We start from the raw sequence: 23,710 nt of genomic DNA, 5'->3' as shown, positions 1-23,710 counted from the left end.
GGGAGAAACTATGTTTCGACACGTAAAACAGCTGCAATACACGGTACGCGTAGCCGAACCGAATCCGGGTCTGGCTAATCTTCTGCTTGAGCAGTTTGGCGGGCCACAGGGCGAACTTGCCGCGGCATGTCGTTACTTTACGCAAGGATTGAGCGACGACGATCCCGGTCGTAAAGATATGCTGATGGATATCGCGACCGAGGAGTTAAGTCACCTGGAAATTATCGGCACCCTGGTGGGTATGCTTAATAAGGGTGCGAAAGGTGAACTGGCGGAAGGCGTTGAAAATGAAGCGGAGCTGTACCGGTCCATGACCGAAAACGGCAACGACAGTCATATCACTTCCCTGCTCTACGGGGGCGGTACTCCGCTCACTAACTCCGCAGGCGTACCGTGGACGGCGGCGTACGTGGATACCATTGGCGAACCCACCGCGGATCTGCGCTCTAACATTGCGGCCGAGGCGCGCGCCAAAATTATCTACGAACGGCTTATTAACGTAACGGACGATCCAGGTGTTAAAGATGCGCTGGCGTTTTTAATGACGCGTGAGGCAGCACACCAGCTTTCGTTTGAGAAGGCGCTCCAGTCGATCCGTAACAACTTCCCACCGGGTAAATTGCCTCCAATCGAAGAGTACACCAACAAGTACTACAATATGTCTGAGGGGGGAGAAGTCCGCGGAAGCTGGAACAGCGACAAGCACTTCGACTACGTGGAATCTCCTCAGCCAGCGGTCGATGGCGGTGACGGCGGCGCAAGCGTAACGCTTACAACAGAGCAGGCTACGCTGGTCAAAGCAATGTGCGCACGTACGAAATCCGATCCTAAAGCCGATCCGCTTACCGGTGCCGAGCTTGGCGCGGGTAAGAAAAAACCGTAACCGGTTTTGCCAGGCAGCCTGAGGCTGTCTGGCAATGCCTTGTGGGCTATCAGTTCCAGAGGTACGGAGCATGTTCGAGCTTGATGCGTTTCATCTGGCCAGGATACAGTTCGCCTTTACCGTCTCTTTCCATATTCTCTTTCCGGCAATCACCATCGGGCTTGCGAGCTATCTGGTGGTTCTCGAGGGCATGTGGCTTCGCACAAAAAATGATGTCTGGCGCTCGCTTTACCATTTCTGGCTGAAAATTTTCGCCGTTAACTTTGGTATGGGCGTGGTTTCCGGGCTGGTAATGGCTTACCAGTTTGGGACTAACTGGAGCGGATTTTCCCAGTTCGCAGGCAGCATAACCGGCCCTCTGCTCACTTATGAAGTCTTAACCGCCTTCTTCCTCGAAGCCGGTTTCCTGGGCGTGATGTTGTTCGGCTGGAACAAGGTCGGCCCCGGCCTGCACTTCTTTGCCACCTGCATGGTAGCGCTGGGCACGCTGATGTCCACCTTCTGGATCCTCGCCTCCAACAGCTGGATGCACACCCCGCAGGGCTTCAGTATTCAGAACGGTCAGGTCATTCCCGAAGACTGGCTGGCCATTATTTTTAACCCCTCATTCCCTTACCGTCTGATCCATATGTCCATCGCCGCCTTCCTGTGCAGCGCCTTGTTTGTGGGCGCGTCCGGGGCATGGCATCTGCTGCGCGGCAACGACACGCCCGCTATTCGCAAAATGTTCTCCATGGCCATGTGGATGGCGCTGCTGGTCGCGCCCATACAGGCCGTGGTTGGGGATATGCACGGCCTGAATACGCTTGAGCATCAGCCTGCCAAAATCGCCGCGATTGAAGGCCACTGGGAAAATCCGCCCGGCGAGGCTACCCCGCTGCTGCTGTTCGGCGTACCGGATATGGAGGAGGAGCGCACCAAATACGGGCTTGAAATTCCGGCGCTCGGCAGCCTGATCCTGACGCACAGCCTGGATAAACAGGTCCCGGCGCTGAAAGATTTCCCGAAAGAGGACCGCCCGAACTCGCTCATCGTCTTCTGGTCCTTCCGCATTATGGTCGGCATGGGGCTGCTGATGATTACGCTTGGTGTGCTGAGCGTCTGGCTGCGCTATCGCCGCCGACTCTATCACTCGCGACCATTCCACTGGTTTGCCCTGTGCATGGGGCCAGCCGGACTGCTTGCGCTGCTCGCCGGGTGGGTCACCACCGAAGTGGGCCGCCAGCCGTGGGTCGTCTACGGCTATCTGCGCACGATAGATGCGGTGTCTCTGCACAGCACGTTGCAGATGAGCATCAGCCTGCTGGCCTTTATCGTGGTCTACTGTTCGGTATTTGGCGTGGGTTATGTGTATCTCGCCCGGTTGATAAAAAAAGGGCCGCAGCCTGTCGGCACGCTAACGTCTAATACGTCGGGCACCCCTGCCCGTCCGCTGTCCGCCGCCGAGTCTGTTCCGGAAGAGGAGAAGATCTGATGGGCGTCGATATCCCGGTCATCTGGTTTGCCATTATTGTCTTCGCCACGCTGATGTACATCATCATGGACGGTTTCGATCTCGGTATCGGCATGCTGTTCAGCTTTGTGGGCGATGCCAAAGAGCGCGACGTAATGGTGAACAGCGTCGCTCCGGTATGGGACGGAAATGAAACCTGGCTGGTTCTCGGCGGCGCAGGGTTGTTCGGCGCGTTTCCGCTGGCCTACGCGGTGATTATCGATGCCCTGACCATCCCGCTCACGGCCATGCTGATCGGGCTTATTTTCCGCGGCGTGGCATTTGAGTTTCGCTTTAAGGCGACCCCTTCCCACCGCAAATTCTGGGACTATTCTTTTGCTGGCGGTTCCCTGCTGGCAACCTTCAGCCAGGGGATCGTGGTCGGCGCGATGATCAACGGCTTTGACGTGGAAGGGCGACGCTTTGTGGGCTCCTCGCTGGACTGGTTAACCCCGTTTAACCTGTTCTGCGGGCTGGGTTTGATTGTCGCCTATACCCTGCTGGCTACCACATGGCTGATCATGAAAAGCGAAGGCGCGCTCCAAAACCGGATGCGTGAGCTGACCCGCCACGTGCTGCTGGCACTGATCGCCGTCATTGCGGTGGTGAGTATCTGGACCCCGCTCGGCTGGCAGTTTGTCGCCGAGCGCTGGTTTACACTGCCTAACTTCTTCTGGTTCCTGCCGGTTCCGGTTCTGGTGGCGGTATTCAGCCTGTGGATCTGGCGGCTGACGCGCAATCCGGACAGCCATGCCCGTCCGTTCCTGTTAACGCTGGGCCTGATTTTCCTCGGCTTTAGCGGACTGGGCATCAGCCTGTGGCCACACATTATCCCGCCGCACATCACCCTGTGGGAAGCCGCCGCGCCGCCTGCCAGCCAGCTGTTTATGCTGATCGGCACGCTGTTAATCATCCCGGTGATCCTGGTTTACACCGCCTGGAGCTACTACGTCTTCCGGGGCAAAGTGTCTGATACCGAAGGTTATCACTAAGGATTGCTATGGCAGGCTGGCATACACGCGCCATTATTTACCAGATTGATACCGCCCTGTTTTACGATCTTAACGGCGATGGTTGTGGCGACATCGCCGGGATCGCCGCGAAGTTGCGCTACATCCGCCGGATGGGCGCGACGGTTATCTGGATCACCCCGTTTTACCTCACCCCTTTTCTCGATGAAGGCTATGACGTAAGCGACCATTTGCAGGTCGATCCCCGCTTCGGCAAGCTCAACGATATCATCGCCTTTATTGAACAGGCGCGGGAGCTGGGGATGAAGGTCATTATTGAGCTGCTGATCCAGCACACCTCGGATGCGCATCCCTGGTTTCAGCAAGCCCGCCGCAACCCGCAGTCACCCTACCGTGACTATTATCTCTGGTCTGACACGGACGAGGACGATACGCCACCGATGTTCCCCGGCGTGGAAAAGAGCGTCTGGACATGGGACGACGAAGCGGGGCAATACTACCGGCATATGTTTTATCACCACGAGCCGGATCTCAATCTGGCCTCCCCGGCGGTGCTGAAGGAGGTTGAGAACATCATCATCTTCTGGCTAAAGCTCGGGGTGTCGGGCTTTCGCCTGGATGCAGCGTCGCACCTGACAAAACAGGCCGGGCGTGGAGATGAAAAACGTGGCCTGTGGATCCTGGAGCATCTGCGCCGTCTTATCGAACAGCGCAATCCGGACGCGATCCTGCTCGGCGAAGTCGACGTGGAGGTCGACGCCTACAAAGATTATTTTGGTCAGAATGACCGGCTCAACCTGGTGCTGAATTTCTGGCTCAATAAGTACTTTTACGTCAGCCTTGCAGAGAAGAGCGCACGACCGCTGCGCAACGCAGTGAAGAAGATGATCGTGCCGCCGGACTCCTGCTGCTTCGCCAACTGGCTGCGCAATCATGATGAGCTGGATCTGGAAGGGATAGGCAAAAAAGCGAAGCAGACCGTCATTGATGCCTTCGCCCCTGATGAAGAGATGAGCGTGTATCAGCGAGGGATCCGCCGCCGTCTGGCGCCGATGCTTAAGGGCGATCGAAAGCGGCTGGCCTTTTGCCATGCGGTCTTGTTTTCGCTGCCGGGCGTACCGGTCATGCGCTACGGGGATGAAATTGGAATGGGCGATAATTTAGATCTGGAGGAGCGTTACGCCGTACGCACCCCGATGCAGTGGGCCGGATCGCAGGGCGGCGGTTTCTCAGATGCCGACCCGAAAACCTTTATCGCCCCAATGATTGACCATGGTCCGTACCGCTATCAAAAAATCAACGTGGCGGATTCGCTGTTGCACCGCAACTCCCTCCTGCACTGCATTATCGATATCGCCAATACGCGCTCGGAGTTTCCTGAGATCGGCGTCGCGCCGTTTCGTCTTATTACTATCGACAACGATGCGGTACTGGGGATCTATTACGAAACCGACACGCGCAGCATTCTGACCTTCGTTAACTTCAGCGATAAGCCCGTTAATTTTACCGCCAGAGGGATCCGGCATGCGACCTGGACCGCATGCCTGGCGGACAAACGCTACGTCGACGCGCTGGTATGCGGCAAAACCGTCGCGCTTAACCTCAGCGGCTATGGCTACCGCTGGTTCTGGACCGATCGTACCGCACTGCGCTGATTATCGTCTCCGCGAGAGCAGCAGACGCGCCACGATCGCGCCCGTGACGGCGAGGGAGCCGAGCAGCACTTTCCCCGGCATGCCGGAGGTAACGCTGGTGGCGCGCTCTTTTGCTTCGTCGGTGAAGTGCCCGTGGATTTTATGCAGGTCGTTAACCGGCTGATCCAGATAGTCCTGACGGTCATCCGCATTTAGCGTATCGGTCATCTGCCCTTCCCAGGCCTTTTTAACCATCAGCCGGTCCAGAAAACCGGGGAAAAGAAACTGCCCGACAATCGACTGGACAGTGCTGCTGCCCACCCACAGCTCCCGCACCGGTTTCTGCGCCACCTTAAAAATAGCGCTGGCGGCCACTTCCGGCTGAAACACGGGAGGAACCGGGCGCATCGCCCAGGCAAATTTATTCCTCGCCCACTCGAACTGCGGCGTATTGAGGCCCGGCATCTGTACCATTGCGATCTGCACCCGGCTGTTTTCATGCATCAGCTCGGTGCGTACGGCATCGGTAAATCCGCGGATCGCGGCCTTCGCGCCACAGTAGGCTGACTGCAAGGGAATGGAACGGTAGGCCAGCGCGGAGCCAACCTGAATAATCGTTCCGCGATCGCGAGGGGTCATTAACTCCAGCGCGGCGCGGGTGCCGTTAACATAGCCCAGATAGGTCACCTCGGTGACGCGGCGAAACTCCTCCGGGGACATGGTGCGAAACGGCGCCAGCATCCCGCCCATAGCGTTATTCACCCACACATCGATGGCTCCAAGCCGGTATTCAATTTCGTTAGCAGCATCGGTCACCGCCTTGCTGTCCGCCACGTCGGCCTGAACGGCACACGCGTTGATCCCGAAACGGCGCAACTCCTCTTCTGTGGAGCGCAGGCTCTGCTCATCGCGGGCAATAATGCCTACATCGTAGCCCGCTTTAGCAAAGTGCAGCGCCGTGGCTTTCCCCACGCCCGCCGTACCGCCGGTAATAACGATAACAGCCATAGCCTTTCCCCTTGTCTCAGACGTTATCCCACCCGGAGAGTATTTCGATCAGTTCAGACAGCGAATAACGCACCGCTTTTTCCACCACATCCTGACATTCACCGGAAAACAGCACGGTGCGGGTTTCCGTCTGTCCGCGAATATTCCAGCCGAAGCAGACCGTACCGGCTGCCGTGCCATCGTCTCCGCCTTCCGGTCCCGCATAGCCGCTGATGGCAACACCAATATCCGCCTCGGCAATATCGCGAATTTTAGCAGCCATCTCAGTAACCGTTTGTTCACTGACGGCGGTGAAGCGCTCAATCGTTTCGTGCCGCACGCCGAGGATCCTCTCCTTCGCCGCATCGCTGAACACCACCATGCCAACGTCATAAAATTCCGCCGTGTTCTCTTCGGCACAAAGCGCAACCGCGAGATTACCGCCGGTGCAGGACTCCGCCGTGGTTAGACGCAGTCCTCTTTCTGTGAGCGTCGTGGCAAGCTTTTTCGTCAGCTCGCTGATGGTCGTATTATTATCGTGAATAAGGTTGCTCATGGATGTGCCCCTTAGTTAATTTTCTTCAGGAATAATTGAAATATGGCCGTTACGCTCAAGGATCGCGTACTTAATATCCTTTAATTCCGTTATGCCGTGGTTCTGGCGTGCTGAAACCAATATATCATCGCAGGATACATCGACTTTTTTCAGTTTATCCGCAATGGGAATACCATTCTCTACCAATATCACCGGGGTGCCATCAAGAACATTCTCAACAGAAGAAGAATATTTTTTAATCAGGCCAAAAATAATATCCACCACCACCAGCGTTGTTATTGTAATCATCGCACCGGTGACGGAAAAATCTTCGCCCAGTAGCGCCTGCTGTGTCGCCTCACTGATAATTAAGAGCAAAATAAGGTCAAAGCTGGTCATTTGCAGCAGGGCGCGCCGTCCGGCGACTTTAAACACGATCACCAGAAACAGGTATATTGCCAGGGCACGAAAAACCATGTCCATATTCGACTCCTAGGGGTAAATAAACTGCCAGAAGCGGATATCTGGCCCGTTGTTTACGCGGATGCTGTTTGTCCATTTCCCTGCTTTTGTCGGCGTGATGAACAGCAGGACGGTGAACTTATCGCTCTGTTTCAGATTGTCGTAAACGAGAAACAGGGTATTCCCCCGGCTATACATGCTGTCCGGCTGCGGCCAGACGCTGCCCGGCTCATATACGTCGCTGCTTTCGCTGGTCAGGCTGAGAATATATTTACCCTCAGACGTCACCGGAAACGTCAGCGTCATCCGCGATTCGGTCTGGCGGCGGCCGAAGCGCTCATAGCTCAGGTTCAGGGATTTTGCTTCGTTTGTTCTCTCCACGTCGCTAACCGCACCGCTGGAAAACAGGCCGGCTAATGCGGCCACGATAATACCTAACAGTACAATAAAACCCACCTGACGAAATGCATACTCAAACGTCAGTAAACGATAACTCTCTTTTATCCCAGGCACTTTTTCATTTTTTGGTTCCATGGCTTTTGTCACCGTTTCGCTTAATTGCCGAAATTTTTGATTTTTCTACGCAAATGCTTTTAAGACTTATCACATTTGCCACATAAAGGAATAGCAACAATACTTAATAAGTCAAGACATCCAAAATGAAGGATATCAGATGAAATTATCAGTGATTTCAGCCTTGTTAATATTAATTATCCCTTCCGCATGGGCAGATAATAACGGCGGGTTACAAAAGGGTGAAGCGCCGCCACCGCCGCATGCCCTGGACAGTGGTTATCGTGGTACCGATGATGCGCGCATTATGACCATTACTCAGGCAAAAGAGATGCATGATGGCGCCTCTATTTCATTGCGCGGCAATCTTATTGATGGCAATGGCGATAAATACGTATTCCAGGATAAAACCGGGAAAATCGACGTTATTATCCCGAAAGCCGTATTTGACGACAGAACCGTGGAACCTGACAACATGATCAGTATTAGCGGCTCGCTCGATAAAAAATCATCCCCACCCGTAGTGCGGGTCAGCCACTTGCAAAAATAATTCAGCGAAGCGTTAACGCTGTAACTATCCATCAAATCTCACCCCTAACAAGGAGTTAGCTATGAGTGATAATGAACAACGTACGAACGCTTACCCAACGCCACCTTTCCCGGAGCAGCCCCAGACGCCACCGGGCCTGGCCTCTGAAATGGACCCTGTTCCCGATCACGGCGAGACAAGCTACAAAGGGCATGGCCGGCTTACCGGTAAGAAGGCGCTAATTACCGGGGGCGATTCCGGCATCGGACGCGCGGTAGCCATTGCCTATGCCCGCGAAGGGGCAGATGTCGCCATTAACTATTTGCCGGAAGAGGAAGAAGACGCTGCGGAAGTGATCGCCCTGATTAAAGCGGAAGGACGGAATGCCGTCGCGCTACCGGGCGATGTGCGGGACGAAACTTTTTGTCAGAACCTGGTGGAACAGGCCGTCGGAAAACTGGGCGGGCTGGACATCCTGGTGAATAACGCAGGCCGCCAGCAGTATCGTGAGACGCTGGAAGAACTGACCACGGAAGATTTTGACGCGACCTTTAAAACCAACGTCTATGCGCCTTTCTGGATCACAAAGGCGGCGTTGCGCCACATGAAAGCTCCCGCTTCCATCATTAACACCTCATCTGTACAGGCGGTAAAACCGAGCGCCGTACTGCTTGACTATGCGCAGACCAAAGCCTGTCTCGCGGTGTTTACCAAAGCGCTGGCGAAACAGCTGGGTCCGAAAGGGATCCGCGTGAACGCGGTAGCGCCCGGACCTTACTGGACCGTGCTCCAGCCCAGCGGTGGGCAGCCACAGGAAAAAGTGAAACATTTTGGCGAGAGTACCCCTCTGGGACGCCCGGGACAGCCCGTGGAGATCGCACCGCTGTATGTCACTCTGGCCTCGGATGAGTGTTCATACACCTCCGGGCAGGTCTGGTGTTCTGACGGCGGCGACGGCGTCATCTAGCGCTCAAGCAGCGCAGAGTGTAGGCCGGGTAAGGCGAAGCCGCCACCCGGCAAATTGTTGTTGGCTAATGCTAAAAGGCTGCGAAAGCAGCCTTTTTTACTTTTAAGGGGTGACGACAGGAAACCAGAAACTGAAGCTCTCCATGCAGCGCAGCATTTCATCTACCTTCACGGCGTTGCCGACGATCGTCACCTCTCCTGCCTGTTGCGCCTTTTTCAGCGTGGTTTCCTTAAGGATGATTTTGTTCAGCGTTTCGCGGCTGAGCGTAATGGTTGCATCCGGATCTTCTGCCTGGATATTGGCACTGTGGTTTAGCACGCCATTCTCCAGCTCCAGCTTATACCTGCCGCCCTCGCGGCCTAAATCAACGTTAAAAATGCCTCTGGCATTCGCCGCTCTGACGCCGTTAAGGTGAACGCCGAAGTAGTCAAAAATCATCTCAGTTGACATGGCACGGACCGCATCCGGGCTGGCGGTTTTGGGCGTCGGCTTTATCTTCACGCCGTTACGCAACTCTTGCGCACCGGTGAGGTAGGCGTTACGCCACGGCCCTGACTCCGCATGGTATCCCAGCTGTTCAAACGCATCGGCTTCCAGTTCGCGCGCCGCCTTATTATTCGGATCGGCAAAAACGACTTTACTGACCACCTGAGCCACCCAGCGATAATTCCCCCGGGCATAATCGACACGGGCTTTTTCAAGGATCGCGCGGGCTCCGCCCATGTAATCGACATACTTTTTCGCCGCCTCGACCGGAGGCAGTTCATCGAGCGTCGCCGGATTGCCGTCGAACCAGCCAAGATAGTAGACATAGGTGGCTTTGACGTTGTTGCTTACCGAGCCGTAATAGCCACGGCCTGCCCAGGATTTAGCCAGCCCGTAAGGCAGGGCGAAATTAGCGGCTATTTCATCCCTCGTCAGCCCCTTATTCGCCAGTCTGAGCGTCTGGTCGTTGATATAGCGGTAGATATCACGCTGGCTTTTCATCAACTTCACCACTTTTTTGTTACCCCACGTGGGCCAGTGGTGCTGCGCGATAATGATTTCCGCTTTATCACCCCAACGATCGATGGCGTTATTGATGTACTTTGACCATGCCAGCGGATCGTGTATTTTCGTCCCGCGCAGCGAGTAGGTATTGTGCAGGGTGTGAGTGACGTTCTCTGCTGCTTCGATCAGCTTTTTCTCTTCCACATACCAGAGCATTTCAGACGGTGCTTCCGATTCCGGCGTCAGCATAAAGTCATAGGTGAGACCGTCAATGACCTCTTTCTGCTCCTCTTCGGTAATAGAGTGAGTGGGCGCGATGAGCGTGACCGTTCCGGCTGAGGTGGTAGTCCCCAGACCTGCCCCCACCTGACCCTTCACACCGGGTTTCAGCAGGTTTCCGTGGATATAGCTGGCACGGCGGCTCATGGCGTTTCCGGCCATGATATTTTCCGATACCGCCTCTTCCATAAAACCGGCTGGCGCATAGACTTTCACTTTGCCGGACATTACCCCGGCTTCATCAATTACGCCACGCACGCCGCCATAATGATCGACGTGGCTATGGGTATAAATAACGGCAACAACCGGACGTTTGCCGCGATGCTTAACGTAAAGATCCATGCCCGCTTTAGCCGTTTCCGCAGACACCAGCGGATCGATAACCGTGATCCCCTCTTTGCCCTCTATGATTGTCATATTCGACAGATCGAGGTTGCGGATCTGGTAGACGCCTTCCGTGACTTCAAACAGACCGCCGATATTATTCAGCTGCGCCTGACGCCACAGGCTCGGGTTGACGGTATCCGGCGCTTTTTGCCCTTCTTTGATAAAAGCGTATTTCTGGGGATTCCAGATAACGGCGCCTTTTTCACCTTTAATCACCGCAGGTGGCAGCGGGGCAATAAAGCCTTTATGCGCATTTCGGAAATCGGTTTTATCAAAGAAGGGCAGTTGACCATAAAGTGCATCATTCATTTGTTTCGTATGGGCAGTGACTTCCTTCACCTCCTTTTGTGCCAGGACAGGCAATGAGATCAACGAGGCCAATAGCAGACCAGCAACGGCCATCGCACTAACGAGAGTTTTAAATTTCATACATCCTCGAGGCGTCATATTCACGCTGGCGGTACATGGGGGGAAAGGAGGCTATCACCGGGATTTTCTTTTACCTATGGAAATAACGTTTATAAATAAATAAGTTTATTCTTTCGTCGCTGCGGCCTTCAAGGATAATGCTGAGTCCAATTATTTCCCCGGAGTGATTCGATGAAGAGCCTGCCGTTCTTTTTCGCTATATTAAGTCTGAGCACATTAACAGCATGTAGCTCTCCACCACCAGACAACGTTGAAAAGATTAATCATCTGCAAATTCCGCTGGTATTACCGGGGGAAAAACCGCCGCAGGCACAGATATCTCATATCGCGTCTCTTTATCAGGAAAATAAACAGCAGATCGATAACTTAACGCGCAGCGTAAAATCACAGTATCTTCAGGACACTACCGCAAAAGAAATTTTTGTTGCGGACAGCGCTGTTCAACGCGTTTACGCCTCGCTGACCAAACTGGAACAGTTAGATATGGTTAATCAGCAATACCTGAAAGACAATAATGTCACGGGCCTGCAAAATATTCATATTATGCTTGAACCGTTATTCGCCAGCTGACAACAAAAAACCCGGCAACATAGCAGCCGGGTTTTTCTTAATCGCCATATCACATGCATCAGTCGTACTGACCAAAGCGATAGCTAAGCCCTGCGGTGACGGAACTCAGGTCGCTGCTCACACCGATCTGGTTTGCATTACCCACATTGCTTACCCACTGATATTCCAGGCGACCAGCCCAGTTTTTATTGAAGGCGTATTCAGTACCCACAGCTGCAAGCGGGCGCACACCGGTTTCAAAACGATTGTGACCACTTACATCGGATTCAGCGCGATAGCCCATCGCACCGGCACGGCCGTAGATATCCCAGTCATTGGTCAAGGCATAGCTGGCCTTCAGGGACATTTGCAGACCCTGCGTCTTCATTTGCGCCCCTGCGCCATGCTGACCCTTGATCTGCATGTTGCCTAAATAATCATAACCGCCTTCTACCGCAAGCCATGGGGTAATCTGGTAACCCGTATAAACACCCCCACCGACATTATCATGGTCAAAATCGAAGTGGTCGGAATTATTGTTATCAAACGCTTTTGAACCCATATTGGTATCAAAATAGTGTGACCAGCCGAATTTCGCTCCGCCATACCAGGTGCCCGCATCAGCGGCGGCGAACGCGGAAGTGGCGGTAAACGCATTAACCATAATCAAAGCGAGAACTGTCTTTTTCATAAATATACCGTTTACTTAATAAAGATAAAACTTAGAAAGCAAACGATATAGAAAATTAACAGCCTCGTTAATTCCATTTCTGTTTAATTTTAAACTTCCCCTAGAATGATTCAGGTAAGTGTCTGACTTCAAGCAAATACCCACCGCGCTTAAAGGAAATATATTCTCCCTGTTTAAGGGCGGATAATACATTGAGTATACTACTGCGAGAAAGCAGCGTACGATCCTGAATATATTCCAGTATCGTGGTACGCAAACGCGTCTCCTCCGGGAGCAAAATCATTTCCTGAAGGTGGTTACGAATAACGGAATAGGTACGCTGCTGGAGTACCTGCGCATCACGGAATATCAAATAGGCCGTATGGTATGAGAGCAGCGCTGCGACATCCTCCCAGACGCCCTCGGCACGGAATAACTCGGCCGCCTTGTCCGCATCGAGACGTAAAATGGTCGACTCCCTTTCCGCACGGAGAAAATGGCCTTGCGTAGGCTGGATCATCTCAGCAATACCAAACAAATGCGGCTCGTAAACGGTCACGACCACCAGTCCATCTGATGTCCGCAGCAGGGACAGCTCCCCTTCCAGAAAGAGGTACATCTGCTGTTTCCCCTTCCGTAACCAGGTGAGTCGCTTACGTGGAACAACGTGCACTTTCTCCGCTATCGGCTCAAGGATAGCGGTCAGTCGTTCTATGGATTTTTCGGGTCGAACAGGCGGTAAAATATGCATGGTACAACCTTCTGACATTCAGTATCTGCCATTATAGACCATATATTTTAAGCGGTTAGCCGATCAAAACTGATAGCTGTAGTTGACGCTGGCAAACCAAAGATAAGGATGGTCGTAACTTCCGGCAAACGCCACCGGCGATTTCACATGCGACGACTGCATATGAAGATACGACACGGCAATACCAATATTGCTGGCCGGGGTGATCTGATACTGGGCTCCCGTACCAAATCGCCACTCATCGCCGGTAGGTAAGGTTAAGGCCACATCGCTCTGGCTTTCATACGGCGAGCTGTCGAACGCCACACCGGCATTCAGTCGCCACTGAGGCGTTGGACGATACTGCACGCCCACCGCACCGTGCCACGTGTCCTTCAGGCGGCTGACGTTGTTCAGCTGCTGGTCCCCGACGACGATTTGCGGCGCGCCGAACTGGCTCCAGTCCTGCCAGCCGAGATCGCCCATAACCGACCACTGCGGGTTAATGTCATGCACAAGGCTGAGCATAATTTGCTGCGGCGCGCTGATTTGTGCTGACACCGGCAGGTCGTAGGTACCGTTCTGTAGACGCGCGTTGCCGTCGATATTGAAGCTGTAGTCCGTTTCGCTGTTCCAGGTAATACCGGCTCGGGTCTGGTCAGTTAGCTGCATCAGCAGCCCAAGCCGATAACTCATGGCCAGGTCTTCATCGCGTCGCCGGTAGTCATCATCGTTAACGCTGCGAGTCAGCGAGAAGTAACCGTAGTTAACGTTGGCGGACGCGCCAATCGAAAGACGGTCGTTAAGCTTATAGGCCAGCGAGGGGCTGAGCGTCATGGCTACCATGGTACTCTTCTTAATCAGCCTGTCGCCCATCCAACTGCCGTAATCGATCCCCAGGCCGTAATTACCGTAAAGCCCGACCCCGGCATAAAGATTATCGGTCACCTTCTGGCTATAAAAGGCGCTGGCATTCGGGATGGTTTTCATCACATCGCCGGGGCTTTGATGGGCATCGTTATCCAGCTGGTTGTCGATGGAGCCATCCATAACCTGTAACCCACCGGTGACCATATGATCCGGTAAGCGCGTCATGCCAGCCGGGTTGGTCATAATTGTAGAGGCATCCTGCGCACGAGCCGCCTGCCCTGCTCCGGCAAGCGCGGTATCTTCGGTGCCAGCTTCATAAAAATAGAGGGCGCTGGCATGGGCACTGGAGGCAGCTAATAAGCCAGCGCACAGGAGGAGTCGTGTTTTCATCTGCGATCCGGGAAATAAAAAATTTGCCGACAGATATAACAGGGGCGATTGATTACGTACAAAGAAAGAGGGTTTAATTTTAAATTATGCGCGCGCGTAATTATATTTATGACACTCCAGCGACAGCCGGAACAAAGGCACCGTGATTCTGCATGCACCGGGTGAGGAATTTCTTACAATGCCGTTTGTACTCGTTCGGCTTAAGACAAGCGTTACTCACTACTGGGATCGCTCTTATCCTCTCGCATGGATTCGATAAACTCCCGTTGCTCCGGTGTGAGTTCAAGCTCATCCAGCAGGCGATCTAACTCTTCTTCAGGCGATTCCTTTTGATTCTTTCTCTTCCCGCTAGCCATACTCACCCTTGAGTTATTAGGATTAATCTCAGGGTATCCAGGGTACAGGAAATGTGCAACTTAACGTGTTATGCCATGAGTGATTCGTTGTTTAGCAAAAGCAGACTAAAAGCATATAAAATCACCTTTTACGCATAAAAATTCAGTGTTAGCATGGAGGTACATAATTTTTTTCTGGAGATGGCTATGCTGGACATAACTCATTTTGGGCTTTTCGTCCTATCTGTATTTCTCCTTTCCGTTACACCTGGGCCTGATATAGCCTACGTGGTAGGTCAAAGCGTGGTTAATGGAAGACGAGCGGGAATTATCTCTGCCGCTGGTGTAGCATTAGGTAGTTGCACACATGCAATTGCAAGCGCTGTGGGATTAACCGCGTTGATAACAGCATCTCCGATGATGTTCACCATCATTAAGTCTCTCGGTGCGGCTTATCTGGTGTATCTCGGTAGTAAGATGATTTGGGGAACGCTGACAAAGCAAACCACGAATCACAACGAAGCTGAACGCGTTAAGGCAAAAGCGACTTTGACGAGTCTACTTACTAAAGGTTTCATAACTACCTTAACCAACCCGAAGGTACTGTTATTCTTCATCTCCTTTTTCCCTCAATTCGTTGCGCCTGGAAGCGAGCACCAGACAGCTTCTTTTCTACTCCTGGGAATGACCTACGCATTGATCGCTTTTATGACTGATTTAACGTTCGCCGTACTTGCAGGTAGTGCAGCCGGAACCGTTTCGCAAAACAGAAGGTTGCAGAAAATACTGGATAGAATTGTTGGTGTAACATTCATTGGATTAGGGCTCAGGTTGGCGTTTACACGCCGTTAAGAATATGGGGCGTTCAGCCCCTTATTCTTTGGGATAAGAAAATACAGCAGTGACTAAATGTGACCCTGATTTATCAGATTGGACGTCATACGCGAAGTTATACCGCTCTCCAGGTGTAAACTTAAATCCGTACACAGGAAGACACCCGCCCTTTTGAACATACAAGGGCTTGTCATCAAAAATCTTGTGAAGAGAGTCGCTATTATCACTGTTAATTTGGATAGCAGTGATCCGTTCCTGTGGCTCCAGTGGTGACACGACACAAACTTGATTATCTTTGATTAATGCCGTTGAAGATTCACGATCTACCATTCGATCACCAGGCCCAGAGCATCCCGTTAAGATGAACACAACACCCAGCAACATTTTGTACTTCATGTTTAACGCCCCTGTACATCCCCATGCGCCCAGGCCTTTGATAATAAGACCACTTACTAATCCCATAAACCAGCAGTAACCAGTGATCAGCTAAAATAGAGGCTTGCTGTTCAAGAGAGTAATCAGTGAGCTTTTCTTTATCCAGCCTGTAGGTATATTCAGCAGCCCAGTAGGACTTGCTCGAAAGCTGGAGCCTGGAGATTATTCCGCTGGCTTTCACACGATTACTATCGCAATGTCAGCACAATCAGCACTCCTAAGTTAACAATGAAGATTGTCGGTTATGGCGTTAAAGCAAAAGTGATTTTCGACCTGTTAACAGCAGAAAATGGAACCCGTTAATCCTTTGTATTTTTTCGATAACGCCAGGATTTATAGGAAATTACCGGCGGCTGTGCGAAGGACATAATGGCAACCCCAAAGATCATCGCCAGCCCCCATGCAGCTGCTCTATCAGGTGAGCTGAAGACGAAAAGTAGCAGTAGGGTAAAGGTACACACAGCCACCACTCCCGCCAGGGTAACAAATCGTCTAGCGAGGTCATTTATGGCCTCTCCAGGCGTTCCTCCATATTTTTCATTATTGCTTTTTATCTTCTGCAATTCGGGCTGCGTAAACCCTGAACGTAACAAAGCCTCATCAGTCACTTTCATATCGTCTCGTCCCTTATTTCCCAAAAGTGTTTTTCCAATCGCTGATTATGCAAGCAATCATAATGATGAACTTTACAGCAATCCAGCCGAAACTTTTCGGCAGATTCCATCTCCCCTTTCTTACTATCTGGGTGATGCAAGGACATTACGACAATGGTTGGTTTCGCTTTGCGAAAGTCAGAAGTACTTTGTATTGATTAACACTTAGTATTGATTCATGTACAAACTTTGCTAAAACCTCCCTACCCTCTGACAGAGGAAAGCCACTTACCTTCCTTTAGTGGTTTATGTCGGAATTTTTGACAACGAAAAACCCTCCATTTCTGGGCCTGTGAGAGCCTATCAGCGGGACGCTGTGATATGGGTCTGTCAGTTTACAATTGTGAGGGGGATGACGAGCTGTAGAGTTTCTGGTGGAGCATACGGAGCTATTGGTGGTGGTGCTCGCGCTGGTGTGGATTTCAGGCAATAAAAAACCCCGCCGGAGCGAGGTCAAAGTGGGGATGTTTTAGAATTGTTCAGGCTTCGGCCTTAATGTTCATGACTGTTCTGGTGCTGACGTTGTGGCTTTCTGCGATTGCACGAATGGTTTTACCTGCTGCGAGTTCTGCTTTAATGGCTTCACGATCAATAGAGCGACCTTTGCCCCGTCCGGTGATCCTGCCTGCGGCTTTTGCTGCTTCGTAACCTTCACGCTGGCGCTCCAGCATCGTTTCACGTTCCATCTGTGCGACTGCTGCCAGTACGGTCAGCATCATATTACCTGCTGGAGAGTTCTTCCCGGTCTTAAAATCCTCTTTGTGGATCTGAACAACTACACCCCGTTCTGTTAACCGCTCAACCATTGCCAGCAAGTCAGCAGTGTTACGGCAAAGGCACAGGAAGACAGCGTTTCGCCTGTTGTAATAAAGCGAGGCAAATTGCAACGCAAGCAAAGTAGTGTAACGCAGTGATAACACCAGGATATTTCATGCAGATCCAGTGAGATTATTAGGCGGCTAATCGATCCACTCAGCGGATCTATAATAGAGCCGGGGATATTTTAAGCAGGAGGATGGAAACTGGGAGGATAAAGAGACGGGACACCTACGGGGGGCGGGTTGTGTAAGTATTTCCTGTTGTCTTCGACCTTATTGCACGTAAAATGACCAGACACATTTTGGAAAGGAGTCTTTAATGGATATTGCGTTGCTTAACAGGGGCTGGAACAGAACATGGTCAGATACCATGGTGAATCTGGAGGCCCGGAAACTCGTCGAAACTGCAAATCGGCTATCAGCATTCTATTTGCAAGATGGGATAACACGTATCAAGTTTGTCGAAGAGATAAGGCAGGTCGTAGAGAAAGAATTTGAAACTGCACGACGGGCCAAAACCGATGAAGAATGCATTGCATGCATCAAAAATCTGCGTGCCGAAACAGATAATCTGCAAGAACAAGAACGCCTGTTAAGAACCAGAGCCGCCCAACTTTATGCAAAGGTCGAGTTTGTCAGGGAAAACAATAAAATCGTCGGATACGTGATTTCGGCAATCCATATAGTGGTATCTGGAGCAGCATTATTTGGTGGGATGGTTATGATGTCCACTATGACCCCTGTTGGAGTTCTTGCAGGAGCAGTTTTATTTGTTGATGGTATTAACGGTATAACAAAAGAAGCAAGCCATCTTCGCTATGGTGAACAATCCAAATCGGAAGGAATTTTTGCTGATGGCGCAATGGAGACCGCGCAATTTATGGGGTTTAGCCCAAAAAGTGGATTAGCTCTTTATAATACGGTGACTCTAGGGGCGAGTGTCTATAGTATCTTCGGCTTAGCAAGGAAACCCGGAGCTTGGCGATTATTCCGTTGGCTGCCGCGTGATTACTACCGAAAAGTTGACACAATGAGCAAGCCTAAGCTAACGATGAAAATCGCTGGATATGGTGTCAAAGCGAAAGTCATTTTTGATCTTCTGGCTACTGATAACAGTACTAATTAAGATTTGTTCGCTCTACAGAATCGCCAAGATTTATAAGCAAGTACAGGCGGTTGTATAAAAATTGCAACCGCTGCGCCACAAGAAAGGCCAATAGCACCAGAGAAAACACTCTGCTCAGATGCGAACATCACAAGAAAAATGAATACAGCAAGGCAACCGGATACAACCCACACGGCAAGAATAAATCGCCTAGCCAGGTCCCTGATTGCATTCCCCAACGTTCCACCATAGCTTTCAACGTTGTTCTTTATCTTCTTCAAATCCGATGGTGTAAAGCCAGAACTCAACAAAGCCTCATCAGTAACATCCATATTGTCCTCTCCGCATTTCTTAACTGGCAATGGCACACATAATCATAGTGATGAACTTTACAGTAATCCACATGATGTTTGTGCAATGTATCAGCTTTCAGACAATAGAAGCCATAAAGCCCCGTTAGTGGTAGAAGCAACAAGCGGAGCATAGCGACTGCAACAGGCCAACCTAGTTGGTTTCGCTTTGCGAAAGTCACCAGTGACCAAATCAGATTGTCAGGGGGATCACACCTTATCAGGGTGCTCGTGTACCTTTCGGAGCGTGAGCAAAGCGCTGGCAGAGCCGGATCTGTAGCTACCGGGGCATTACCACTATTCACCTGTTTACGTGGCTCATAGGGCCACACATCGGGCTTAAATGCGTGTGTTCAATCTGTTCGGGAGTTATGCCAGGTATGCGGCTTTTTGTTCGTTGTTGTACTATCGCGGTAAGAACCTGGAACCACCGCCAGCGTGAGGATATGTTCCCTTGTACCACAGACCTATCACGCGACAGGTACGGGTATAGAACAGTGGGTAGTTTTAGTTGTACCTGCTAAAGCAGAGCAACGTAACTAACTGATGAAATATAACTTCTTGATTTATGAGGAGACTGGAGCGGGCGAAGGGAATCGAACCCTCGTATAGAGCTTGGGAAGCTCTCGTTCTACCATTGAACTACGCCCGCTTTGAAGTGCGTAAGGCATTATAGACCTTACGCCTCTTCATACAAGCCTTTACCCCACTAAGTGGCGATTAAATAATCACTTAGCACTTCGGTTTACTGCCCTGCGCCGGAAGATAACGCTGCGGATCGATGGCCGTGGCCTTATAGCGGATCTGGAAATGCAGCTTCACCGTATCCGTCCCGGTACTGCCCATGGTCGCAATCTTCTGCCCCGCCTTCACGTTCTGGCCATTATTCACCAACATCGTGTCGTTATGCGCATATGCCGTAATGTAGTCCTCACCATGCTTAATCATGATCAGGTTACCGTATCCACGAAGCTGGTTACCGACATAGACCACCTTTCCGGCCCCTGAAGCGTAAACCGGCGTGCCGCGTGCGGCAGCGATATCAATACCTTTATTGCCCCCTTCCGAGAGCGAGTACGGCGCAACCACTTTTCCGCTTGCAGGCCAGATCCAGCAGCGCTGACCGACCGGCGGCCAGGATGATTTAGGCACCTGATAGGATGGCGTCACTTTGGCTGTTTTACGCGTTGAGGACTTTTTCCCTGAGGAGGAACCGCCGTTAACCTTGAGCTTTTGCCCTATCTCAATGGTATACGGTGGAGAGATATTATTCAGGCGCGCCAGCTCCTTCACGCTGGTCCCCGTGGCACGTGAGATGCGGTAGAGCGTGTCCCCGCGCTTAACGGTATAGACGGCACCGGAATAACTGCCCATATCCGAAGATTTACTCCCCGAGCATCCTGCTACAAGTAGCGTCAGCGTCAGGCAGAAAACGGCAATGATCGGGTTTCTCGTCAGGCTTCCTGCAAACAAAACAGCTCCTCGGTCAGCGTGAATGGCGCACTATGATAGCAGCCCAAACTGATGCGGGTCATGCCCTTTTCCGCTCTGTGGGCCAAACCGTTTGCATAAGAATGCAGTATAATAATTCCGCTGATGGTGCTGAACCATTAAGCATTATGGCACTGGAGCATCAATGAGTATTCAAGAACACGTTATTTTGGTAAATGACCAGGGAAAGGTGATTGGCACTCAGGAGAAGTACGCCGCGCACACGTCACACACCCCGCTTCACCTGGCCTTCTCTTCATGGCTGTTTAACGCTAACGGAGAATGTCTGATTACCCGGCGCGCCTTAAGTAAAAAAGCCTGGCCCGGCGTGTGGACCAACTCCGTTTGCGGACATCCACAGGCCGACGAAGCGACAGAGCAGGCGATTATCCGCCGCTGCCGCTTTGAAGTCGGCGCCGAAATCATAGACATCACTCCCGTTGCCCCGGAGTTCCGCTACCGTGAAGCCGACCCTTCAGGGATCGTTGAAAACGAAATCTGCCCGGTCTATGCCGCCCGCGTAACGAATACCCTCGCAATCAATAGCGACGAAGTGATGGAGTATCAGTGGGTGGAGCTGGACGCGCTCTTCCGCGCGCTGGACGCCACACCGTGGGCATTTAGTCCCTGGATGGTGCAGGAAGCGAACACTGCGCGCGAAAAACTCAGCGCTTTTGCGGCGCAATAAAAAAGCCCCGGCGATAAACGCACGGGGCTTTTTTTACGTCTTAACGGCTTATTTCACCGGACGCATCGCCGGGAAAAGGATCACGTCGCGAATGGTGTGGCTGTTGGTGAACAGCATCACCATACGGTCGATACCAATACCCAGGCCAGCCGTCGGCGGCAGGCCGTGTTCCAGCGCGGTTACGTAGTCTTCGTCGAAGAACATCGCTTCGTCGTCGCCTGCCGCTTTCGCGTTAACCTGATCCTGGAAACGCTGCGCCTGATCTTCTGCATCGTTCAGCTCGCTAAAACCGTTACCGATTTCGCGGCCACCGATGAAGAATTCGAAGCGGTCAGTGATTTCCGGGTTCTCGTCATTACGACGCGCCAGCGGAGACACTTCCGCCGGGTATTCGGTGATGAAGGTCGGCTGAATCAGGTGCGCTTCGGCCACTTCTTCGAAGATCTCGGTCACGATACGGCCCAGACCCCAGCTCTTCTCAACCTTAATACCGATGCTTTCAGCGATCGCTTTCGCAGAGTCGAAGTTATCCAGATCCGCCATATTGGTTTCCGGACGGTATTTCTTGATCGCTTCGCGCATGGTCAGTTTTTCGAACGGCTTGCCGAAGTCGAACACTTCTTCACCGTAAGGGACCTGCGTGGTGCCCAGAATATCCTGCGCCAGGGTACGGAACAGGGATTCGGTCAGCTCGATCAGATCTTTGTAATCCGCATACGCCATATAGAGTTCCATCATGGTGAACTCTGGGTTATGACGTACGGAAATACCTTCGTTACGGAAGTTACGGTTGATTTCAAACACGCGGTCGAAACCTCCTACCACCAGACGCTTCAGATACAGTTCCGGCGCGATACGCAGGTACATGTCCAGGTCCAGGGCGTTGTGATGGGTGATGAACGGACGGGCAGAGGCACCGCCTGGGATCACCTGCATCATTGGGGTTTCTACTTCCATAAAGTCGCGGTTAACCATGAACTGGCGAATACCGGCCATGATCTGGGAGCGAATTTTGAAGGTCTTACGGGATTCATCATTAGAGATGAGATCCAGGTAGCGCTGACGATAGCGCGCTTCCTGATCCTGCAAACCGTGGAACTTGTCCGGCAGCGGGCGCAGGGCTTTGGTCAGCAGACGCAGTTCGGTACAGTGGATAGACAGTTCACCGGTCTTAGTTTTGAACAGTTTACCTTTTGCGCCCAGGATGTCGCCGAGGTCCCACTTCTTGAACTGCTCGTTGTAGATGCCTTCCGGCAGGTCGTCACGAGAGACGTACAGCTGAATGCGGCCACCAACGTCCTGTAAGGTCACGAAGGAGGCTTTACCCATGATACGTCGGGTCATCATGCGGCCCGCCACGGACACTTCAACGTTCAGCGCTTCAAGCTCTTCGTTCTCTTTACCGTCGAAGTCTGCGTGCAGTTGGTCTGAGGTGTGGTCACGACGAAAATCGTTCGGGAACGGCACGCCCTGCTCGCGCAGCGCTGCCAGCTTCTCGCGGCGGGTTTTCAGTTCGTTATTAAGATCGACTACCGCGTCAGCGCCCTGTGATTGTTGTTCAGACATGTTGGTTCCTCATAACCCTGCTTTCAAACTTGCTTCGATAAATTGATCCAGGCTGCCGTCCAGCACCGCCTGCGTGTTACGGGTTTCAACCCCGGTACGCAGGTCTTTGATGCGGGAGTCATCAAGGACGTAAGAACGGATCTGGCTGCCCCAGCCGATGTCGGACTTGTTGTCTTCCATCGCCTGCTTCTCAGCATTTTTCTTCTGCATCTCCAGCTCATAAAGCTTCGCTTTCATCTGCTTCATGGCCTGGTCTTTGTTCTTATGCTGGGAACGGTCGTTCTGGCACTGTGTTACCAGCCCGGTTGGAATGTGGGTAATACGCACCGCAGATTCCGTACGGTTAACGTGCTGACCGCCCGCGCCGGATGCGCGGTAAACGTCGATGCGCAGGTCCGCCGGGTTGATGTCGATATCGATATCTTCATCCACTTCCGGGTAGACAAACGCGGAGCTGAAGGAGGTGTGGCGACGGCCACCGGAATCGAACGGGCTCTTACGCACCAGGCGGTGAACGCCGGTTTCAGTACGCAGCCAACCGTAGGCGTAATCGCCAACAATCTTAATGGTGACGGACTTGATACCCGCCACTTCACCTTCGGACTCTTCGATAATCTCGGTTTTGAAACCGCGCGCTTCAGCCCAGCGCAGGTACATGCGCATCAGCATGCTGGCCCAGTCCTGCGCTTCGGTACCGCCAGAGCCTGCCTGAATATCGAGATAGCAGTCAGCGCTGTCGTATTCGCCGGAGAACATGCGACGGAATTCCAGCTGCGCCAGCTTCTCTTCCAGCACGTCGAGCTCTGCCACGGCTTCGTTAAAGGTTTCTTCGTCGTCGGCTTCGACAGCCAGCTCCAGCAGCCCAGAAACATCTTCCAGACCCTGCGCCATTTGATCCAGCGTATCTACGATGGCTTCGAGGGAGGAACGTTCTTTACCCAGCGCCTGCGCGCGTTCAGGTTCGTTCCAGACGTCCGGCTGTTCCAGCTCGGCGTTTACTTCTTCGAGACGCTCTTTCTTGGCATCGTAGTCAAAGATACCCCCTAAGAACGTCAGAGCGCTCCGTGAGGTCCTGAATGCGGTTTTTTACCGGATTAATTTCAAACATGGTCTGTTTTCTTTTATGAGCTTGTCAAAATGCGGTGATAAGAGCGGGATTGTACCGAAT

The 23,710-nt window shown here is 52.3% G+C and carries 25 protein-coding genes, 1 tRNA gene and 1 pseudogene; 10 read left to right on the top strand and 17 right to left on the bottom strand.

The window, feature by feature from the left end; all coding sequences use genetic code 11:
* Positions 1–10 precede the first annotated feature (10 nt).
* The 4 genes from IM282_RS13195 to IM282_RS13180 all read left to right on the top strand — a co-directional run bounded on the left by IM282_RS13195 (position 11) and on the right by IM282_RS13180 (position 5,001).
* The gene (locus IM282_RS13195; RefSeq protein ID WP_022649263.1) at positions 11–883 is read left to right on the top strand and encodes a manganese catalase family protein; all 873 of its coding nucleotides are present in this window, start codon (positions 11–13) and stop codon (positions 881–883) included.
* Between the two features lie 70 nt (positions 884–953).
* Positions 954–2,357, top strand: coding sequence for a cytochrome ubiquinol oxidase subunit I (locus IM282_RS13190; RefSeq protein ID WP_003862857.1), 1,404 nt, complete (start codon positions 954–956; stop codon positions 2,355–2,357).
* Positions 2,357–3,367, top strand: coding sequence for a cytochrome d ubiquinol oxidase subunit II (gene cydB / locus IM282_RS13185; RefSeq protein ID WP_022649265.1), 1,011 nt, complete (start codon positions 2,357–2,359; stop codon positions 3,365–3,367). Before IM282_RS13190 ends, cydB begins: the two co-directional genes overlap by 1 nt.
* Positions 3,368–3,375: 8 nt before the next feature.
* Positions 3,376–5,001, top strand: coding sequence for an alpha-amylase family protein (locus tag IM282_RS13180; protein ID WP_192970470.1), 1,626 nt, complete (start codon positions 3,376–3,378; stop codon positions 4,999–5,001).
* On the opposite strand, the gene IM282_RS13175 is transcribed toward IM282_RS13180, so the two are convergent.
* The 4 genes from IM282_RS13175 to IM282_RS13160 are packed head-to-tail and all read right to left on the bottom strand — an operon-like array spanning position 5,002 to position 7,498.
* Positions 5,002–5,988, bottom strand: coding sequence for an SDR family oxidoreductase (locus IM282_RS13175; RefSeq protein WP_023298529.1), 987 nt, complete (start codon positions 5,986–5,988; stop codon positions 5,002–5,004).
* A gap of 16 nt (positions 5,989–6,004) precedes the next feature.
* Positions 6,005–6,523 (bottom strand): 2-oxo-tetronate isomerase, encoded by a 519-nt coding sequence (locus tag IM282_RS13170; RefSeq protein ID WP_022649268.1) that lies wholly within the window; start codon positions 6,521–6,523, stop codon positions 6,005–6,007.
* Positions 6,524–6,538: 15 nt separating this feature from the next.
* Positions 6,539–6,985: a DUF421 domain-containing protein gene (locus IM282_RS13165; RefSeq protein ID WP_022649269.1), complete on the bottom strand. Its 447-nt coding sequence runs from the start codon at positions 6,983–6,985 to the stop codon at positions 6,539–6,541.
* Between the two features lie 9 nt (positions 6,986–6,994).
* Entirely contained in the window at positions 6,995–7,498 is a 504-nt protein-coding gene (locus IM282_RS13160; RefSeq protein WP_023306871.1) for a hypothetical protein, read from the bottom strand.
* A gap of 139 nt (positions 7,499–7,637) precedes the next feature.
* On the opposite strand from IM282_RS13160, the gene IM282_RS13155 reads away from it, so the two are divergent.
* Positions 7,638–8,027 (top strand): YdeI family stress tolerance OB fold protein, encoded by a 390-nt coding sequence (locus tag IM282_RS13155; RefSeq protein ID WP_022649271.1) that lies wholly within the window; start codon positions 7,638–7,640, stop codon positions 8,025–8,027.
* 61 nt (positions 8,028–8,088) lie between these two features.
* A complete protein-coding gene (locus IM282_RS13150) occupies positions 8,089–8,973 on the top strand; it encodes an SDR family oxidoreductase (protein ID WP_022649272.1) in 885 nt (294 codons plus the stop codon).
* 102 nt (positions 8,974–9,075) lie between these two features.
* Here IM282_RS13150 and IM282_RS13145 read toward each other — a convergent pair whose 3' ends face one another.
* A complete protein-coding gene (locus IM282_RS13145; protein ID WP_192970469.1) occupies positions 9,076–11,058 on the bottom strand; it encodes an alkyl/aryl-sulfatase in 1,983 nt (660 codons plus the stop codon).
* A gap of 171 nt (positions 11,059–11,229) precedes the next feature.
* Here IM282_RS13145 and IM282_RS13140 point away from each other — a divergent pair, with 171 nt between their 5' ends.
* Positions 11,230–11,628, top strand: coding sequence for a hypothetical protein (locus tag IM282_RS13140; protein ID WP_022649275.1), 399 nt, complete (start codon positions 11,230–11,232; stop codon positions 11,626–11,628).
* 58 nt (positions 11,629–11,686) lie between these two features.
* Here the strand turns inward: IM282_RS13140 and IM282_RS13135 are convergent, their stop codons facing one another.
* The 3 genes from IM282_RS13135 to IM282_RS13125 form a co-directional block, all read right to left on the bottom strand.
* Positions 11,687–12,298 carry an outer membrane beta-barrel protein gene (locus tag IM282_RS13135; protein WP_022649276.1) on the bottom strand — a complete coding sequence of 204 codons (612 nt, stop codon included), beginning with the start codon at positions 12,296–12,298 and terminating at the stop codon, positions 11,687–11,689.
* 100 nt (positions 12,299–12,398) lie between these two features.
* Entirely contained in the window at positions 12,399–13,028 is a 630-nt protein-coding gene (locus IM282_RS13130) for a winged helix-turn-helix transcriptional regulator (RefSeq protein ID WP_022649277.1), read from the bottom strand.
* A gap of 63 nt (positions 13,029–13,091) precedes the next feature.
* Positions 13,092–14,267 carry an OmpP1/FadL family transporter gene (locus tag IM282_RS13125; protein WP_038421499.1) on the bottom strand — a complete coding sequence of 392 codons (1,176 nt, stop codon included), beginning with the start codon at positions 14,265–14,267 and terminating at the stop codon, positions 13,092–13,094.
* Between the two features lie 542 nt (positions 14,268–14,809).
* Here IM282_RS13125 and IM282_RS13120 point away from each other — a divergent pair.
* Entirely contained in the window at positions 14,810–15,454 is a 645-nt protein-coding gene (locus IM282_RS13120) for a LysE family translocator (protein WP_023306874.1), read from the top strand.
* A gap of 21 nt (positions 15,455–15,475) precedes the next feature.
* On the opposite strand, the gene IM282_RS13115 is transcribed toward IM282_RS13120, so the two are convergent.
* The 4 genes and pseudogenes from IM282_RS13115 to IM282_RS13105 all read right to left on the bottom strand — a co-directional run bounded on the left by IM282_RS13115 (position 15,476) and on the right by IM282_RS13105 (position 17,420).
* Positions 15,476–15,832 carry a putative T6SS immunity periplasmic lipoprotein gene (locus IM282_RS13115; RefSeq protein ID WP_058676773.1) on the bottom strand — a complete coding sequence of 119 codons (357 nt, stop codon included), beginning with the start codon at positions 15,830–15,832 and terminating at the stop codon, positions 15,476–15,478.
* Positions 15,771–16,001, bottom strand: a pseudogene (locus IM282_RS21895) (hypothetical protein); the annotation flags it as partial. The gene IM282_RS13115 and the pseudogene IM282_RS21895, both read right to left, overlap by 62 nt.
* A 169-nt stretch (positions 16,002–16,170) precedes the next feature.
* Positions 16,171–16,485, bottom strand: a complete 315-nt coding sequence (locus IM282_RS13110; protein WP_126502679.1) for a hypothetical protein — start codon at positions 16,483–16,485, stop codon at positions 16,171–16,173.
* 518 nt (positions 16,486–17,003) lie between these two features.
* On the bottom strand, positions 17,004–17,420 hold the full coding sequence (locus IM282_RS13105; protein ID WP_225303262.1) for a recombinase family protein: 417 nt from the start codon (positions 17,418–17,420) through the stop codon (positions 17,004–17,006).
* A gap of 241 nt (positions 17,421–17,661) precedes the next feature.
* On the opposite strand from IM282_RS13105, the gene IM282_RS13100 reads away from it, so the two are divergent.
* A complete protein-coding gene (locus IM282_RS13100) occupies positions 17,662–18,468 on the top strand; it encodes a DUF4225 domain-containing protein (protein WP_023306876.1) in 807 nt (268 codons plus the stop codon).
* Here IM282_RS13100 and IM282_RS13095 read toward each other — a convergent pair.
* From IM282_RS13095 to actS, 3 genes are all read right to left on the bottom strand, one after another.
* Positions 18,465–18,779 carry a hypothetical protein gene (locus IM282_RS13095; protein ID WP_015673660.1) on the bottom strand — a complete coding sequence of 105 codons (315 nt, stop codon included), beginning with the start codon at positions 18,777–18,779 and terminating at the stop codon, positions 18,465–18,467. The genes IM282_RS13100 and IM282_RS13095 overlap by 4 nt on opposite strands.
* Before the next feature lie 596 nt (positions 18,780–19,375).
* Positions 19,376–19,449: transfer RNA gene (locus IM282_RS13090), tRNA-Gly, on the bottom strand.
* An 80-nt stretch (positions 19,450–19,529) separates the two neighbouring features.
* Entirely contained in the window at positions 19,530–20,270 is a 741-nt protein-coding gene (gene actS, locus IM282_RS13085) for an amidase activator ActS (protein ID WP_038416673.1), read from the bottom strand.
* 163 nt (positions 20,271–20,433) lie between these two features.
* Here actS and idi point away from each other — a divergent pair, with 163 nt between their 5' ends.
* Complete coding sequence (gene idi / locus IM282_RS13080; protein WP_032676492.1) at positions 20,434–20,976, top strand: isopentenyl-diphosphate Delta-isomerase; 543 nt, start codon at positions 20,434–20,436, stop codon at positions 20,974–20,976.
* Positions 20,977–21,024: 48 nt separating this feature from the next.
* Here the strand turns inward: idi and lysS are convergent, their stop codons facing one another.
* Together lysS and prfB are read right to left on the bottom strand one after the other, a co-directional pair.
* Positions 21,025–22,542, bottom strand: a complete 1,518-nt coding sequence (lysS, locus tag IM282_RS13075; RefSeq protein ID WP_022649302.1) for a lysine--tRNA ligase — start codon at positions 22,540–22,542, stop codon at positions 21,025–21,027.
* Positions 22,543–22,551: 9 nt separating this feature from the next.
* Positions 22,552–23,650, bottom strand: a protein-coding gene (gene prfB, locus IM282_RS13070) for a peptide chain release factor 2 (RefSeq protein WP_192970468.1) whose coding sequence is annotated in 2 segments (ribosomal slippage) — positions 22,552–23,574 and positions 23,576–23,650 — 1,098 coding nt in all. Because the reading frame shifts where the segments join, the coding sequence is not laid out codon by codon here.
* Between the last annotated feature and the right edge of the window lie 60 nt (positions 23,651–23,710).

Origin of the sequence: Enterobacter cloacae complex sp. P29RS (assembly GCF_014893445.1) — a bacterium.
GTDB classification, from domain to species: domain Bacteria; phylum Pseudomonadota; class Gammaproteobacteria; order Enterobacterales; family Enterobacteriaceae; genus Enterobacter; species Enterobacter intestinihominis.
The sequence above is the reverse complement of the archived record's forward strand: the minus strand, read 5'-3'. Positions and strand labels throughout refer to the sequence as shown.

Coding starts and splice junctions, on each gene's coding strand:
- cydB (WP_022649265.1), top strand. CDS start 2,357: ATGGGCGTCGATATCCCGGTCATCTGGTTTGCCATTATTGTCTTCGCC.
- IM282_RS13130 (WP_022649277.1), bottom strand. CDS start 13,028: ATGCATATTTTACCGCCTGTTCGACCCGAAAAATCCATAGAACGACTG.
- IM282_RS13125 (WP_038421499.1), bottom strand. CDS start 14,267: ATGAAAACACGACTCCTCCTGTGCGCTGGCTTATTAGCTGCCTCCAGT.
- IM282_RS13160 (WP_023306871.1), bottom strand. CDS start 7,498: ATGGAACCAAAAAATGAAAAAGTGCCTGGGATAAAAGAGAGTTATCGT.
- IM282_RS13095 (WP_015673660.1), bottom strand. CDS start 18,779: ATGGATGTTACTGATGAGGCTTTGTTGAGTTCTGGCTTTACACCATCG.
- idi (WP_032676492.1), top strand. CDS start 20,434: ATGAGTATTCAAGAACACGTTATTTTGGTAAATGACCAGGGAAAGGTG.
- IM282_RS13100 (WP_023306876.1), top strand. CDS start 17,662: ATGGATATTGCGTTGCTTAACAGGGGCTGGAACAGAACATGGTCAGAT.
- lysS (WP_022649302.1), bottom strand. CDS start 22,542: ATGTCTGAACAACAATCACAGGGCGCTGACGCGGTAGTCGATCTTAAT.
- IM282_RS13170 (WP_022649268.1), bottom strand. CDS start 6,523: ATGAGCAACCTTATTCACGATAATAATACGACCATCAGCGAGCTGACG.
- IM282_RS13175 (WP_023298529.1), bottom strand. CDS start 5,988: ATGGCTGTTATCGTTATTACCGGCGGTACGGCGGGCGTGGGGAAAGCC.
- IM282_RS13150 (WP_022649272.1), top strand. CDS start 8,089: ATGAGTGATAATGAACAACGTACGAACGCTTACCCAACGCCACCTTTC.
- IM282_RS13180 (WP_192970470.1), top strand. CDS start 3,376: ATGGCAGGCTGGCATACACGCGCCATTATTTACCAGATTGATACCGCC.
- IM282_RS13140 (WP_022649275.1), top strand. CDS start 11,230: ATGAAGAGCCTGCCGTTCTTTTTCGCTATATTAAGTCTGAGCACATTA.
- IM282_RS13165 (WP_022649269.1), bottom strand. CDS start 6,985: ATGGACATGGTTTTTCGTGCCCTGGCAATATACCTGTTTCTGGTGATC.
- IM282_RS13195 (WP_022649263.1), top strand. CDS start 11: ATGTTTCGACACGTAAAACAGCTGCAATACACGGTACGCGTAGCCGAA.
- IM282_RS13155 (WP_022649271.1), top strand. CDS start 7,638: ATGAAATTATCAGTGATTTCAGCCTTGTTAATATTAATTATCCCTTCC.
- IM282_RS13115 (WP_058676773.1), bottom strand. CDS start 15,832: ATGAAGTACAAAATGTTGCTGGGTGTTGTGTTCATCTTAACGGGATGC.
- IM282_RS13190 (WP_003862857.1), top strand. CDS start 954: ATGTTCGAGCTTGATGCGTTTCATCTGGCCAGGATACAGTTCGCCTTT.
- IM282_RS13135 (WP_022649276.1), bottom strand. CDS start 12,298: ATGAAAAAGACAGTTCTCGCTTTGATTATGGTTAATGCGTTTACCGCC.
- IM282_RS13145 (WP_192970469.1), bottom strand. CDS start 11,058: ATGAAATTTAAAACTCTCGTTAGTGCGATGGCCGTTGCTGGTCTGCTA.
- IM282_RS13120 (WP_023306874.1), top strand. CDS start 14,810: ATGCTGGACATAACTCATTTTGGGCTTTTCGTCCTATCTGTATTTCTC.
- IM282_RS13110 (WP_126502679.1), bottom strand. CDS start 16,485: ATGAAAGTGACTGATGAGGCTTTGTTACGTTCAGGGTTTACGCAGCCC.